This is a genomic window from Paenibacillus turpanensis (assembly GCF_011421635.1).
Taxonomy (GTDB): Bacteria; Bacillota; Bacilli; order Paenibacillales; family YIM-B00363; genus Paenibacillus_AK; species Paenibacillus_AK turpanensis.
Genome location: NZ_WTLI01000010.1, coordinates 44,980 through 58,715, shown reverse-complemented (window position 1 = coordinate 58,715; position 13,736 = coordinate 44,980). Strand labels below are relative to the sequence as shown.

13 protein-coding genes are annotated in these 13,736 nt (G+C 51.2%); 8 read left to right on the top strand and 5 right to left on the bottom strand.

The genetic code is table 11. From position 1 onward, the window contains the following. Positions 1-4: 4 nt before the first annotated feature. Genes GQS10_RS10870 through mnhG form a run of 3 tightly spaced genes read left to right on the top strand, consistent with a single transcriptional unit; the run spans position 5 to position 1,126 of the window. Positions 5-481, top strand: coding sequence for a Na+/H+ antiporter subunit E (locus tag GQS10_RS10870; protein WP_166241953.1), 477 nt, complete (start codon positions 5-7; stop codon positions 479-481). Continuing rightward, complete coding sequence (locus tag GQS10_RS10865; RefSeq protein WP_166241950.1) at positions 481-774, top strand: Na(+)/H(+) antiporter subunit F1; 294 nt, start codon at positions 481-483, stop codon at positions 772-774. The genes GQS10_RS10870 and GQS10_RS10865 overlap by 1 nt, the downstream gene beginning before the upstream one ends. Continuing rightward, on the top strand, positions 758-1,126 hold the full coding sequence (gene mnhG, locus GQS10_RS10860) for a monovalent cation/H(+) antiporter subunit G (protein WP_166242183.1): 369 nt from the start codon (positions 758-760) through the stop codon (positions 1,124-1,126). Before GQS10_RS10865 ends, mnhG begins: the two co-directional genes overlap by 17 nt. Before the next feature lie 197 nt (positions 1,127-1,323). On the opposite strand, the gene GQS10_RS10855 is transcribed toward mnhG, so the two are convergent. Then, positions 1,324-3,360 (bottom strand): methyl-accepting chemotaxis protein, encoded by a 2,037-nt coding sequence (locus tag GQS10_RS10855; protein ID WP_166241947.1) that lies wholly within the window; start codon positions 3,358-3,360, stop codon positions 1,324-1,326. Positions 3,361-3,627: 267 nt separating this feature from the next. Between GQS10_RS10855 and recQ the strand changes: the two genes are divergently transcribed. The 3 genes from recQ (at position 3,628) to GQS10_RS10840 (ending at position 7,258) form a co-directional block, all read left to right on the top strand. Then, on the top strand, positions 3,628-5,415 hold the full coding sequence (gene recQ, locus GQS10_RS10850; RefSeq protein WP_166241944.1) for a DNA helicase RecQ: 1,788 nt from the start codon (positions 3,628-3,630) through the stop codon (positions 5,413-5,415). A gap of 164 nt (positions 5,416-5,579) precedes the next feature. After that, entirely contained in the window at positions 5,580-6,542 is a 963-nt protein-coding gene (locus tag GQS10_RS10845; RefSeq protein WP_166241942.1) for a sugar phosphate isomerase/epimerase family protein, read from the top strand. Continuing rightward, positions 6,539-7,258, top strand: a complete 720-nt coding sequence (locus tag GQS10_RS10840; RefSeq protein WP_166241940.1) for an NPP1 family protein — start codon at positions 6,539-6,541, stop codon at positions 7,256-7,258. Before GQS10_RS10845 ends, GQS10_RS10840 begins: the two co-directional genes overlap by 4 nt. 145 nt (positions 7,259-7,403) lie before the next feature. Here the strand turns inward: GQS10_RS10840 and hisC are convergent, their stop codons facing one another. Together hisC and GQS10_RS10830 are read right to left on the bottom strand one after the other, a co-directional pair. Further along, complete coding sequence (gene hisC, locus GQS10_RS10835; protein ID WP_166241939.1) at positions 7,404-8,510, bottom strand: histidinol-phosphate transaminase; 1,107 nt, start codon at positions 8,508-8,510, stop codon at positions 7,404-7,406. A gap of 152 nt (positions 8,511-8,662) precedes the next feature. Further along, positions 8,663-9,757, bottom strand: coding sequence for an NAD(P)H-dependent flavin oxidoreductase (locus GQS10_RS10830; protein ID WP_166241937.1), 1,095 nt, complete (start codon positions 9,755-9,757; stop codon positions 8,663-8,665). A gap of 159 nt (positions 9,758-9,916) precedes the next feature. On the opposite strand from GQS10_RS10830, the gene GQS10_RS10825 reads away from it, so the two are divergent. After that, the gene (locus tag GQS10_RS10825) at positions 9,917-10,468 is read left to right on the top strand and encodes a DinB family protein (RefSeq protein ID WP_166241935.1); all 552 of its coding nucleotides are present in this window, start codon (positions 9,917-9,919) and stop codon (positions 10,466-10,468) included. A gap of 60 nt (positions 10,469-10,528) precedes the next feature. Here GQS10_RS10825 and GQS10_RS10820 read toward each other — a convergent pair whose 3' ends face one another. Both GQS10_RS10820 and uxaC read right to left on the bottom strand, forming a co-directional pair. Further along, positions 10,529-11,077: a chromate transporter gene (locus tag GQS10_RS10820; RefSeq protein ID WP_166241933.1), complete on the bottom strand. Its 549-nt coding sequence runs from the start codon at positions 11,075-11,077 to the stop codon at positions 10,529-10,531. Between the two features lie 149 nt (positions 11,078-11,226). Then, a complete protein-coding gene (uxaC, locus tag GQS10_RS10815; RefSeq protein ID WP_166241931.1) occupies positions 11,227-12,627 on the bottom strand; it encodes a glucuronate isomerase in 1,401 nt (466 codons plus the stop codon). Between the two features lie 182 nt (positions 12,628-12,809). On the opposite strand from uxaC, the gene GQS10_RS10810 reads away from it, so the two are divergent. Further along, entirely contained in the window at positions 12,810-13,733 is a 924-nt protein-coding gene (locus tag GQS10_RS10810; protein WP_166241929.1) for a PAS domain-containing protein, read from the top strand. Positions 13,734-13,736: the final 3 nt, after the last annotated feature.

Below are 13,736 nucleotides of genomic sequence, written 5' to 3'. Positions count from 1 at the left end.
TCATATGACCTTCCAATTTATTTTGAATTTGATCATTGCTGTCACTTGGATGCTGATCAATGAAAGCAGAGATGCTGTCAGTCTGCTTATTGGATATTTGATTGGTCTCGTTTTCATCTTTGCGCTCCGCCGTTTTTTCCCCGGGCCTTTTTACTTGCAAAAGGGCTTTGCCGTGGTCAAGCTGCTGCTGTTGTTTATGAAGGAGCTTGTGTTGTCCAACATTACCGTCATCCGTGAAATTTTGCGGCCAAGGCTGGTGGTACGTCCCGGAATCGTGGCAGTGCCGACGGACCTGAAGTCGGATGGGGAGATTACGATGCTGGCCTGCCTGATCACGCTGACGCCGGGAACGCTGACGCTGGAGGTTTCTCCGGATCAGCGGACGCTGTATATACACGCGATGGATATCAGTGACGCGGATGAGCTGGCGAAGCAAATCAAGAGTTCGTTTGAAAAAGCGATAATGGAGGTGACGCGATAATGCTATCCGGTATGCTGCTTGCTGCTCTAGTGATTTTGTCTGTATCGATATTAGGCGGCCTTTATCGGATCCTGATCGGTCCCTCCATGCCGGATCGAATTATTGCATTGGACGCGGTGGGGATTAACCTGATCGGGATTATCGCGATTCTTTCCATCTTACTTCGTTCACAGGCGTATATGGAAATCATTTTGTTAATCGGAATCCTCGCGTTTTTGGGCACGGTCGCCTTTTCAAAGTATTTGGAGAAAGGGGTGGTCATCGAGCATGAGCGGGATGATAACCATCGGTGAGCTGATTATCGGCTTGCTCGTTCTGCTGGGGGCGCTGCTGAGTGCAATCAGCTCCTTCGGCTTGATCCGGCTGCCCGACGTCTATATGCGTTCCCATGCGGCAACCAAAAGTACGACACTGGGTGTGCTGAGTATTTTATTTGCTGCGTTTTTGTACTTCTTGCTGTTCGAAGGTCAAGTGAGTGTGAGGCTGCTGCTGGGGATCCTGTTCGTTTTCATCACAGCGCCCGTAGCCGGGCATCTCATTGGGCGTGCCGCGTATCGCACCGGTGTGCCCATGTGGGAGCGCAGCGTGCAGGATGATTTGAAAAAGGTGGTAACTCCAGTACGAACGGAACAGAACCGCGAGTAAATTACGGTTATGGCAGTACTGGTAAGGGTATTGAACTAGCGGGAAAAATAAAACGTTTGCGATGCATGCCGGTTTTGACATTCCGGCTGCAGAGCAGACGTTTTTTGTGTGTAGGTCTTTAGAAAAATCCGCCTGAGAAGAGTACAGTGAGTACGCTGCTCAGGCGGAAGAGATTTGAATAACCGGGTTGGTAGATTTTAAGATTTGATTTTAAAGTGAGAAGCGGATTGCATAAGCTCCTTGGACAAGCCGTCAATCGTTTCGATCATCTCCGCTAGATGCTGAACCATGCGATGCTGTGCATCAATCGTCGCAGTCACCTGCTGGATTGAAGCGGCAACTTCCTCACCGGAAGCGGACATGCTTTCCGCGGCTGCGAGAACTTCCTCTTTATCCTGTGCCATGACTGTAAGGTCACTGGCTACCGCTTTAATTTGGTCCGTAATTTCTTGAACGTATTCCATAATTTGCTCGGACGATTGTTTCGTCTCGTCAATATATTTATCCTGCAGTGCAGCAATCGTTTGAATCTCTTTTACTGTATCATTGTTGCGTGCTACAAAACCAAGCGTTGTGCTGATCCGCTGTCCGATCTCCTCAGACGATTTCGCCGTCTGCTCGGCAAGTGTACGGATTTCCGAAGCGACGACGGAGAAGCCGCGGCCGTGCTCGCCTGCTCTTGCTGCTTCGATGGAGGCATTTAGAGCCAGCAAATTGGTTTGGCGGGCGATTTCGCCAATGACGTTTGTGATAGCGCTGATCTGTTTCGAGCTTTCCCCAAGCTCTTGAGTAATTTCAAGGATTTTACCTACCTCGGCTTCGTTTTTTACCTTAACGGCAATCAGCTCTTGAATAATCGATTGATTTTGCTGGAAGACGTGCATAATTTCTTCGGTACGTGCCTTAACCAAGCCAGCCTTTGCGTTGCTTTCCGCGATCTTTTCCCCTAAGGTCGTAAAGCGGGTTACGATCATTTCGGTGTCGCGTGCTTGTGATTCAACGGCCCGAGAGATCTCTTGGGTGGTAATAGAAGCCTCTTGGATGGATGCTGTCGTTTCTTTGGACGATTGATCCAGCTCGCTTGTGCTTTCCTGCAGCACATCTAGTGATTTGTGCATGTGAGAAATAAGATCTTTATTTTTGGCTGCCATGAGGTTAAAGTTGTCAGCCATTTCCTTAAATTCGCTTTGATACTTTCCGGTCGCGGCTACCTGAAGATTGCCCTGTGCAATTTGTTTGAACAATTGCGTCATGCCGGAAAGAGGACGAACGATGCTCTTCGAAATAAAGTAACCAACGATTGATGCGGCGATGATAGCGAGAACTAAGATCATTGCATATTTAATCGAAAGGCTGGTGAGCGGCTTTTGAATATCCTTGATATCATCCTGAACGATAACGACCCAGTTGGAGATCGGAATTTTACTGTAGCTGAGGTAGCTCGTAGTATTCCCTTCCTTAATTTCCATACGTCCGTTAACCAAATCTTTATCGGTTTGGATTTCAAGCAGCTTAAGAATTTCCGGGTTTTCTACCTTGGTGTTAACCATAGTTTCATCCGCTGAGTGGGCAATAATCATACCGTTGCGGTCCATCATATAGAGAACGCCGCGATCATTGACTTTAATTCCGCTCAGATGCTGAGAGAAGTAAGAAGTATAAACGGAATTCCCGATAATCCCAATTGTATTGCCGGCCGAATCCTTGACAGGATTCGCAAATACGACGATCGGTAAATTATTTGAACGGTTCAAAACCGTGTCTCCGATTGCAGTCTTTCCCTTCATTGCTTCAATAAAGTAAGCACGGTCCGGAATTTTGATGCTTCCGTTCTCGCCTTTCTCCGCGCTGCTTGCGATAACGACGCCATTTTTATCGGTAAGAAACGTCTTTTCATGCTTCACAGTTCCTTCGAAGCTTTTGCGGAAGATGGCATTAGCTTTCGCTAAGTCTTCATTTTTCGGAGAGAAAAATTCCTCGTCCGTCATGGTTTCTTTCTTTTTGATGATCTCTTCCATCGTGCTATGTACCGTAATTAAATAGGAATTGCGGATTTCTCCATTAATCAACCCGTAAATAGCTTCACCTGTACGAATGGCATTAGCGTCGATTTCATCCTTACTCTTTTCAATAAGAAGGCTGGAGCTGGAGTAATACGTCAGAACACCCGTGAGCAGTAAGGAAATGGTGACAAGTGCGACAATGAGCAAAGGCAGTTTTTTGCGTAAAGACATGATGACTCTCCTTTACAATTCCGAATGTTTTCGTCTTAATTCGACAAATTTATCTACAGAAATCTATAATACGACATGAAAAAGGATAGAGAAATGCATTTTGACGCGCTTGAAATTTCACTTCGTTGTTACGACAAGGTCTTGACTTGAAGCGAAAACACCCTACAATAACGTTTTTCACAAGGACGTAACGATTTCCATTCCTTGTTCGGGGACTGAACGCTATAATAATAGGAAAGCTTTTTTTGCAATACGCGGGAGGGAACCATGTTACAGCAGCACCCAGAAGCATTTTTGAAGCAATACTTTGGATATACCTCGTTTAAAAAAGGCCAGGATGAGCTCGTCAAAGGGATTTTATCCGGGCGGGATGTGCTTGGCGTCATGCCGACCGGGGCAGGCAAGTCGATATGCTACCAGCTGCCGGCAGCGATGTCGGATGGCGTATCGCTCGTCATCTCCCCGCTGATTTCGCTAATGAAGGATCAGGTCGATGCCCTTAATCAGATCGGCATTCCGACCGCTTCCATAAACAGTTCATTGTCTGCGGCCGAGATGTCGCAGCGGTTTCGCGATATTGCAGCGGGAAAATACAAGATTGTGTATGTGGCGCCGGAACGGATTGACTCGGAGCGGTTTATCCGTCTCTTGCAGCAAATCCGTGTGCCGATTGTCGCTGTGGATGAGGCGCACTGTGTCTCGCAGTGGGGACATGATTTCCGGCCGAGCTATCTTCAAATTAAGCAGCTGATCGATTATATTGAGCCGCGGCCGGTCATTGCGGCGTTCACCGCAACAGCGACCGATCAGGTGAAAACGGACATTATGAAGCAGCTCATGCTGGAAAATCCCTTACGGGTAACAACGGGATATGCCCGTGAAAATCTCACCTTTTCCGTGCTAAAAGGGGTGGATAAGCGGCAGTTTTTGGCGGACTACGTTCGTTCGCGCCATACGGACTGCGGCGTCATTTACGCTTCGACCCGCAAAGAGGTCGAGGACTGCCACAAATACTTGCTCCGCCTTGGCATCCCGGCAGGACGGTATCACGCCGGGCTTAGCGATGAAGAGCGTGCGGACAGCCAAGAGCGTTTTCTATACGACGATATTCGGGTGATGGTCGCGACGAATGCCTTCGGGATGGGGATCGACAAATCGAACGTAAGGTATGTCATTCACTACAATCTTCCAAAAAATATCGAGTCCTATTATCAGGAAGCAGGACGTGCCGGGCGGGACGGGGAGCCGGGAGAATGTATAGTGCTATATGCCGCGCAGGATATTCAGATGCAAAAGTTTCTGATCGAGCAGTCGGAATCCGAGCTGGAGCGGAAGCAATCGGAATACGCCAACCTGCGCAGCATGGTGGATTACTGCCACACGACCGATTGCTTGCAGCGCCATATTGTCCGGTATTTCGGCGATGAGGACGGACAAGCCTGCGGACGCTGCGCCAATTGTACGGATGACCGCGAGGTCACCGATATTACGGTTGAGGCGCAGCAGGCCTTCTCCTGTATCGTCCGCATGAAGCAGCGGTTCGGGATGACACTGACTGCGAAGGTGCTGCGGGGAGCAGGTGACAGTAAGGTAAAGGAATTCGGCTTTGATCGTCTCCCAACCTATGGAGTAATGAGCCATTTTAAAGAAAAGGATATTGTGAACCTGCTGAACGTGCTTGCCGCCGACGGGTATCTTCGTTTATCTGACGGGAAGTACCCGACGGTATCGCTAACCCCGCGGGCGAAAGCCGTACTCGAGGGCTCCGAGAGAGTGTTCCAGCGTTCGATCGGAGTCAAGAGCGCACCGGCTGCCACCTCGGTGTCCGAGGAACTCTTCGACCGTCTCCGCGCCCTGCGCAGGCAGTTTGCGGATAAGGAGCGGGTGCCGCCGTTTACAATCTTTCATGATGCAACGCTTCGTGAAATGTGTGTGCAGCTGCCGCGTACGGGAACCGATATGCTGGCGGTAAAAGGGGTCGGCCGCGCGAAGTTCGATAAATACGGGGATGCCTTTTTGGAATGTATTCGTACGTTTGAGGGCAGCAAGGTATAAGAAATTTGACATGCTATCAATTTTTAGCCAATCCATTGCCGGGCTTGGGAGGGGAAAGCTATAATGATCCCAAAGTTCGCGAACGGACTTGGCCGAGCAGATGAAGGCGCCGTCGTAATTGACGGCGCTTTTTTTTACGAAAAAGCGGATGGAGAGGCGATCACATGGATAAGGGAAACTACTCATTTTCGACCTGCTGGAATATTAAGAGGCATACGAACGGAAGGGACATGCTGGAGGAAATTAAAGAGCTGGGCTTCCGCTTTGTGGAGCTGAATTATAATGTAACGGATTCTCTGCTGGAAACGATCGAGCCGATGATTGAAGCTGGGGAGATTGGAGTATCCAGCGTACATAACGTGTTTCCTTTTATCGCAGACAAAGATTATGACACCGATTCGGTCATGCTGGGCTTTGATGATCTGGAAAAGCGCAAGCGTTCGGTGGAGCTGCTGGTACGTTCGATGGAATATGCGGACCGTTACGGTGCAAAAGCGGTTGTCGTTCATCCCGGGGAGGTGCCGTTTCCGAGCAATATTGATGCCGAGCTGAAGCAGCTGTACCGGGAAGAAGGAAAGGACTCCGACGCTTACCGGAAGCTTTGGGCGGAAATGCTGGAGCGCCGCGAGCAGCTGAGCCCGATCTATGCAAAACGGATCGAGGAGAGCTTGTATCAAGCCTGCGATCAAGCGGCTCGCCGCGGCTGGAACATTGCGGTCGGCATTGAAACGCGTTCTCGCTGTTATCAGATGCCTTCCTTGGAAGAAGCGGTTTCGATATGCGGTAATTTGCAGGGGGCCGGCGTCCATCTCTGGTATGACATCGGCCACGCTACGATGATGGAGCGGATGGGCCTCCATGATAACGCCGCGCAGCTGGAACGGGCGCTGCCTTATATTTACGGCGTTCATATTCATGAGACCATCGAGCTGTCCGACCATTGGTGTCCTTATGTTCACAGCAAGGATGCGCAGGATTTTGACCGCTTCTTAAAGGCGATTGAAAAGGCGGAAGTAAAGGTGTACGAGCTGAAAGCCGCCTGCCAGCCGAATGAAATTCATGCAAGCCATCAGATCATCACGGATAAGCTTGCAGCTTTGGCCAGCGGAGGGAGGACGAGCGCGTGAAAACCTTGCTGCAGCTGGCTCAAGCGTATTCACCTTATCTTTATTTTGATAAAAATGAACCGTTCTTCCCGGCTAGAGTCGGGGTGTCCGTCCTTACCGCCCCGGGTCCGTCTCCATCGTTTCCCCGCAGCTTTTCGTTCGAACAGGAGGAGCTGCAGGCGATTGTGGAGTACGCGATCTACTGGGATTGGGATATCGGCCATTTGTACGATCTGGAGCATGTTTGGGTATATATCGGCCAAGACGGCGATGTGCTGGATTGCGAGGCCAGCTTTCATGGAAAGTATCTGAAAGGGCTGCGTAAAGACGAGAACAGCATTGCGGACGGAACGCATCCAAAGCTATTTTCGCAGCCGGGAAAGCACGCCTTTTCACCGTATCTCGAAGTGTTTGAGGTTATTCCCGACCTGTTTGCGGCTTGTTCGGAGGAGCAGGCAGGCAAGGATGGACTGACCGTCGGTTATCCGTTCCGCAGCGAGTATGCGACGAATGCGCAAATTCACGAATGGTGCAAGGGGTACATGCAGCGGTTTGCATTTGTTCCTTCGATGGAGTTTATGGAGTACCAAATTCCGAAGGAGCTGTTTGTGCCTTGGGAGGAGCTGAAGCGGGAAATCCCGCAGCGGCTTACGGCTGTGCTGGAGAGTCAAGGGCTGTCGCTGCCGAGACCGGTGGAGCATAAGGAAAACGAGATGGTGTCTACGCGTCTCCAATGAGAGTATAAGAGTAACGAAATTTGTAGCTGCGCGAACAAACCTTGATCTGGAAATGAACCGCAAGTTCGACTTATGCGGAGCATGGCGGACCTGTGTTCGCGCAGCTTTTTTGTCTAGATGACCGCATGACTCGGCATGCCCGCGGTTACTTTCCCTGCACAACTTCCTCAAGAGCATGGATGAGCTTATCGTTCTCCTCCGGCGACCCCACCGAAATACGCACGCATTCCGACAATCCCCATGCACCGCCGTAACGGACGATTACCCCTTTTTGCATCAGCTGCTCATACCTTTGCTTTGCATCGGGACCAAGCCTCACAAGGATGAAGTTGCTCATGCTCTCCGTATATTCCAGTCCAAGCTTGCGATAGGCCTCGTACAGGCGGAGCCGTTCCGCATGAACCAAGCTGCGGGAGCGCTCCACATGCTCGCGGTCCCGGATTGCCGCCGCAGCCGCAGCCTGCGCCAACGCATTCACATTGAAGGGCTCTTTTACCTGCAAAATGCTTTGAATGATTTCTTGCGGTCCGATGCCGAAGCCGACGCGAATTCCAGCGAGTCCGTATACCTTGGAGAACGTCTTCAGCATCAGCAGAGGGTAACCGGAGCGAATCAGCTCAAGCCCATCGGTATAGTCGTCGCAGGTGACGTAATGACTGTAGGCCGAGTCGAGCATGACCAGCACATGCTGCGGCAGCGAATCGAGAAGTCTCTTAAGCGGACCTGTCTCCAATATCGTGCCGGTCGGGTTATTCGGCGAGCATAAATAGACGATTTTGGTCCGCTCTGTGACTGCGGCCAGGATGGCTTCCGGATCGTAACGGTAGCCCTCTGCAAGCGGAATTGTTTTTACGTTCGCTCCCATCAGACGCCCGCCGAATTCGTACTCGCTAAACGTGGGAGAAGGGACAATAATTTCGTCGCCGTGATCGAGAAAGGCTTCGGACACTAGCGTAATCAGCTCATCTCCGCCGTTCGTCACAATGATTTGCTCCGGCAAGATCCCGAACTCGGACGCGATGGCTGCTTTTGCAGCAAAGCTCTGAGCATCCGGGTATTGATGAAGGGCGGGAAGCAGCGCTGAAATGGCCTCAAGCGCTTTGGGGGATGGACCCAGCGGGTTTTCATTGGAGGCCAGCTTGATCACTTCCGTCAGCCCAAGCTCCTTCTGTACCTCCCAAATCGGCTTTCCGGGGGAATAAGGTTGAAGAGCTTGCAGAACGGTCCTTGCAGAAACTTGAATGGGAGACATGTTTTTGGCTCCTTTACCCTAAGTTAAAATTCATTTAGTACGATAATCAAATAATACGGTAACGCGTTACCAAAGTAAAGCAAAACTTATCTTTGATTTGCCGAAAAAGACGAACGGCCGTTGGCTTAGAGTGCCACCGGCCGTTTTTAGGTCTACGGTTCGTCAAAAGTGATTCGGGCCAGCTGCCGGGCAGCCTGCTCCGCTTCGCGAATCGTCTCTTGGATGATTGCTGCGGCGCTTTCTCCGCCCCGCAGCAAACGGGTGCATTGCCCCGCCCACAGGGACATATACTCCGGGCGGTTTTGCAGCGCAGCTGCTTTACGGAGCCCGCCGGTTAAGGTGTTTTGCGACGGGAACGGCAGAGGCGGGGTGTCCGCCGCTTCAACACGCTCGACGAACGAATTGCGAATCGCACGTGCCGGCCTGCCGGAGAATGCCTTCGTAATGCCGGTGCTAAGCTCCGTGGACTCCAGCAGCATACGTTTATATTCCGGGTGCGCGGTCGACTCCAGACAGGCTAAGAAGCGGGTTCCCATCTGCACCCCTTCTGCGCCGAGAGCCATGGCAGCGGTTAATCCGCGTCCGTCCATAATGCCGCCTGCTGCGATGACCGGAAGGTCAATTTCCTGCACAACCTGCGGAATGAGGGAAAACGTACCGACGTTGATCCCCATCGGGTTCCGCTTTACATCAAAGGTGCCCCGATGTCCCCCCGCGTCACTGCCTTGGGCGACGACAGCATCGTAACCGGCGTTTTGCGCAAGCTTAGCCTCCTCCACGGAGGTTACCATGGCTAGCAGAAGAGCGCCTCTGATCGATAGCTGCGAGGCATCTCGTGGAGAGAGAAGACCAAAGGCGGTGCTTACAATAGGCACCTTTTCCTCCAGAAGGATTTCGATCTGCTTCCCAAGCGGATCCGGACTCCGCAGGCTCTCCGGAAGCTTGACCTGCAGCTCCTCGGCAATCGGAGAGAGCGCGGACTTGGCCGCCTCGATACCGCTCCAATCATCCTTCATCTCGACCGCAAATACGTTCACCGCAAACGGCTTGGCGGTTAACCATTTAATGTGCTGAATGGCATCCCGCATGTCCTCCGGAGTCATATAAGCGGCGCCTAAGGTGCCGAGCCCGCCCTCTTCGGATACAGCGGCAACCAACTCGGGAGAGGTAATGCCTCCCGCCATGCCTGCTTGCACAATCGGGTATTTGATTCCAAGCATCGCAGTGAATCGATTCGAAAAGCCCATCTGGATTCCTCCTAACCTAGCTAACCTATCCGTAGTAATTAATGATAAAATAATGACCAGAAAATAAGCGGCAATCCGAGCATAGTATGGTAAAATCAGGAGACCAAGCAGGGCGGGGCAGGTTCGGCTTCCGCTCGCATTTTAGGGAGGGACCGTTAAATGAATCCGAGCAATCCCACAAATTCGTTCCAACCGGGCGGCGATCAGCATCCAGTGACCGCGGCAGATTCGGCTAACCCGGCCATATCGAAGCTGCGCTATCATATATGGGCGACCCGCGCATATTTTGCTCATCTCCAAACGCTTCCGAAAGAGGTATTCGATCAAGAGGTAACCAGCGTTTTTCCGAATATACGAGATTTGCTCCACCATCTTTATTATGTCGACATGGTCTGGTTCAAGCGCATGACAGGGGAGGAGCCGCCGGCCGTGCCCGAAATGTTCCACAGCTTGATTGATGCGGAAACCCGGATGTCCAGACTGCATTGGGCGATCGGAACGTATATGCAGCGAAATTCCGCCGATACGGAGATCCGTTATCAAAACTCCAAGGGAGAGCAGTTTGCGAATACGCTCCTGGAGCTCGTGGAGCATATGGCGAACCATGGGACCTATCACCGGGGCAACATGACCGCGATGCTCAGGCAGATGGGTCATAAAGGTGCCTCGACCGACTATATTCTTTATTTGCGCGAACGCCAAACGCTATAACCGTTCATTTCATCATGCAAAGCCCGACGCTTCCCATACCGATGGAGCCCGGGCTTTTTCTTATCCCTTGAGAAAAAATGCTCCAATTACGAGGGCGCCGACGATTCCCCAAACGGCGTTCAGCTGCAAATATTGCACCATGATGAAATAGCCGCAGGCCAGAGCAAACGGCAGGAAGCTGATGAGCCCAGGTCCTGGCTTGAAGGCATACTTGGCAAAATCAAAGGCGAGCATCGCCAGCATGACGAATATGACCGGCTGAATGCCGCGAATCATGCCTTTGACATACGGATTGTTTTGCAGCTTAGCCATTACCCCGATGAGGGCAACCATCAACAGCGCTGTCGGCAGTACGACCGCTGCCAACGCTACGGCCGCACCGGCCCAGCCGGCTACTTTAAAGCCGATGTAGGCGGCCAGCTTGGTCGCAATCGGCCCCGGCAGCGCATTTCCGAAGCCGAGCGTGCTGCCAAATTCCTCAGTCGTCATCCACTTCATACGGTCAACGACCTCATGCTCGTAAAGCGGAATAATGGATGGACCTCCGCCATAACCGAGCAGCGTTGCTCTGCCAAATGAAATAAATAAGTTCCATAGATCACTCCACATGTGTGTCAAACCTTCCTTTTGTTCAATCTATGTTCAGCATACCATAATCTGTCGATCTGCCGAAAAAACGCTTTAACCCCACGGCCTCGCGTAAGAGCATGAAAAAGCCGCCCTAGCACAAGCATGTGCCGGGCGGCCGTCCAATTCAATTAAAATTGGAAGTATTCTTTTGCGTTGTTGTAGCAAATGTTCTGTACGACTTCGCCAAGCAGCGCCTTGTCGTTCGGGAACTCGCCGTTTTCTACCCACTCGCCGATCATGTTGCAGAGAATACGGCGGAAGTACTCGTGGCGCGTATACGACAAGAAGGAGCGGGAGTCGGTCAGCATGCCGACGAAACGGCTGAGCAGACCAAGATCTGCCAGCGACTTCATTTGCGCGATCATGCCTTCCTTCGTGTCGTTGAACCACCAAGCGGAGCCGAACTGGATCTTGCCGGCTACACCGCCGCCTTGGAAGTTGCCGATCATCGTGCCGAGAATATGGTTCTGTACTGGATTCAACGAGTACAGAATTGTCTTCGGCAGCTGATTTTCCGTATCCAGCGCGTCAAGCAGACGAGCAAGAGGAACCGCGATATTCGTATCGTTGATCGAATCCCAGCCGGTATCCGGTCCAAGCTTGCGGAACATCCGCGTGTTGTTGTTGCGCAGCGCGTTGATATGGAACTGCATAGCCCAGTCATGCTTTGCGTACAGCTTGCCCAAGAACACCAGCGTGTATGTCTTGTATTTCTGCTCTTCTTCATTGCTTACCGTTTCGCCCTTCAGAGCCTTCGCGAAAATCGAAGCTGCTTCTTCCTTTGTTGCTTCCGCATACGGCACGTAGTCAAGCGCATGGTCGGATACGCGGCCGCCGACGGAATGGAAGAACTCGACGCGTGCTTCCAGCGCAGCAAGCAGCTGGTCGTAGTTTTCGATCGTCAGGCCGGATACTTCCGCCAGCTTTTGGATCCACGGCAGGAACGTCGCACGGTTAATTTCCAGACCTTTGTCCGGACGGAAGGAAGGCAGAACCTGGCATTCAAACGAAGTGTCTTCCTTCAGCTTGAGATGGTATTCCAGCGTATCCGTTGGGTCGTCTGTGGTGCAGACTACTTTAACATTGGACTTTGTAATGAAGTCGCGGGCGCCGAAGCCTTCGCTGTTCAGCTGTGCGTTTACCTTTTCCCAGATCGCCGGAGCGGTTTGCTCATTCAGCAGCTCATATACGTCGAAATAACGCTGAAGCTCCAGGTGCGACCAATGGTAAAGCGGGTTGCCGATCGTCATCGGAACGGTCTTTGCAAACGCTAGGAAACGGTCATAGTCGCTCGCATCGCCGGTTACTAAATTTTCTTCAACGCCGTTGGAGCGCATCGCTCTCCATTTATAGTGATCACCGTACAGCCATACCTCGGTAATATTTTTGTACGTCTTGTTTTCGTAAATTTCCTGCGGACTCAAGTGGCAGTGATAATCGATAATCGGCATCGTCTTAGCGTAGTCATGATACAGCGATACAGCGGTATCATTGGAAAGCAGGAAGTTTTCATCCATAAATTTTTTCATAGGACACACTCCACCTTTTTAAAAGTATGTTCACGTTAACATTTTGCTACACCTTAACATTACTCTACTTCGGGCAAAACTACAACTAATAATTGTTAACGTGAACATAAATCGTTTTCCTAAGTTTATCTACTAAAAATCAGGTGAAAATGGTACTGAGATTACGCGATAGGGGGGTATTCATGGACGTTCGGCAATTTTATTTGGATTGGAATGAAAATTACTTGGGCTTCCTCCACTATTGGGCCCGTTATCAGCTGTTTACCCCATCCTGGTGGCTCGCGCTTTTTCTCTTTATCGGCGGTCTGGTCTTGTTCCAGAGGCTGCTGAGAAAAGAGGATCGAAAGCCGGTCTACGCTTCGGCAGCAGTCACCATGCTGGTGGTGTGTATGCTGGATTATATCGGAACCTCGCTTGGCATCTGGTATTACAAGGTGCATTTATTCCCGCTGCTGCCGCCGTTTTTGCTGTACGACGGGGTGGCGGTGACGATTAATATTCAGCTGTTCCGCCTGCTGACCACCAGTTGGCTCAGCCGTTCCGCTCAAACCGTTATCTTTGCTATTGGCGGCGCGAGTGTAGGGGAAACCATTTTCGAGCAATTGGGCTTTGTAGACCACTTGGAATGGTCTGCTTGGTATTCGCTCCCGTTTTATGCCGCGTTATATGCATTGTCCGGAGCGATTGTCGATGCGTACTCGGTTGAAGCAAGGAGCTGCCCTAGTGGGAAGCCAGTGCTTTCGGGACTTCTGGCCGATGCGGAGGAGCCAGTGCTGCTCGTCCAGTTTTCCAAAAAAGGAGAGCCGCTTTGTTATGTGGATGCAAATCAAGCAGCCTGCCGCATTCTTGGCTACAGCCGGAAGGAGCTGCTGAAGATGAATCCAAGCTTGATCAGCGGCGCTAGTCCGCAGCAAGTTATCTCATGGTTTCAGCATGTGCTGCTGTCCAAGCAGTCGGTGAAGGAAATGATACTTCGCACACGTGGAGGGGTGGAAAAGGCGTTAAAGGTAAATTTTAATGTATTTGAAAAGGAGGAATGCACTTACGTATTGATGTGTATGAAAATGAAACGATACTCCAAGGGAAAACTGGAAACGTCGGGATAAAAC

Bases quoted from the DNA above. Each gene is read 5' to 3' on its own strand.
- GQS10_RS10810 (WP_166241929.1), top strand. From the start codon at position 12,810: ATGGACGTTCGGCAATTTTATTTGGATTGGAATGAAAATTACTTGGGC.
- GQS10_RS10830 (WP_166241937.1), bottom strand. From the start codon at position 9,757: ATGGGCTTTTCGAATCGATTCACTGCGATGCTTGGAATCAAATACCCG.
- hisC (WP_166241939.1), bottom strand. From the start codon at position 8,510: ATGTCTCCCATTCAAGTTTCTGCAAGGACCGTTCTGCAAGCTCTTCAA.
- recQ (WP_166241944.1), top strand. From the start codon at position 3,628: ATGTTACAGCAGCACCCAGAAGCATTTTTGAAGCAATACTTTGGATAT.
- GQS10_RS10825 (WP_166241935.1), top strand. From the start codon at position 9,917: ATGAATCCGAGCAATCCCACAAATTCGTTCCAACCGGGCGGCGATCAG.
- uxaC (WP_166241931.1), bottom strand. From the start codon at position 12,627: ATGAAAAAATTTATGGATGAAAACTTCCTGCTTTCCAATGATACCGCT.
- GQS10_RS10865 (WP_166241950.1), top strand. From the start codon at position 481: ATGCTATCCGGTATGCTGCTTGCTGCTCTAGTGATTTTGTCTGTATCG.
- GQS10_RS10855 (WP_166241947.1), bottom strand. From the start codon at position 3,360: ATGTCTTTACGCAAAAAACTGCCTTTGCTCATTGTCGCACTTGTCACC.
- GQS10_RS10820 (WP_166241933.1), bottom strand. From the start codon at position 11,077: ATGTGGAGTGATCTATGGAACTTATTTATTTCATTTGGCAGAGCAACG.
- mnhG (WP_166242183.1), top strand. From the start codon at position 758: ATGATAACCATCGGTGAGCTGATTATCGGCTTGCTCGTTCTGCTGGGG.
- GQS10_RS10845 (WP_166241942.1), top strand. From the start codon at position 5,580: ATGGATAAGGGAAACTACTCATTTTCGACCTGCTGGAATATTAAGAGG.
- GQS10_RS10870 (WP_166241953.1), top strand. From the start codon at position 5: ATGACCTTCCAATTTATTTTGAATTTGATCATTGCTGTCACTTGGATG.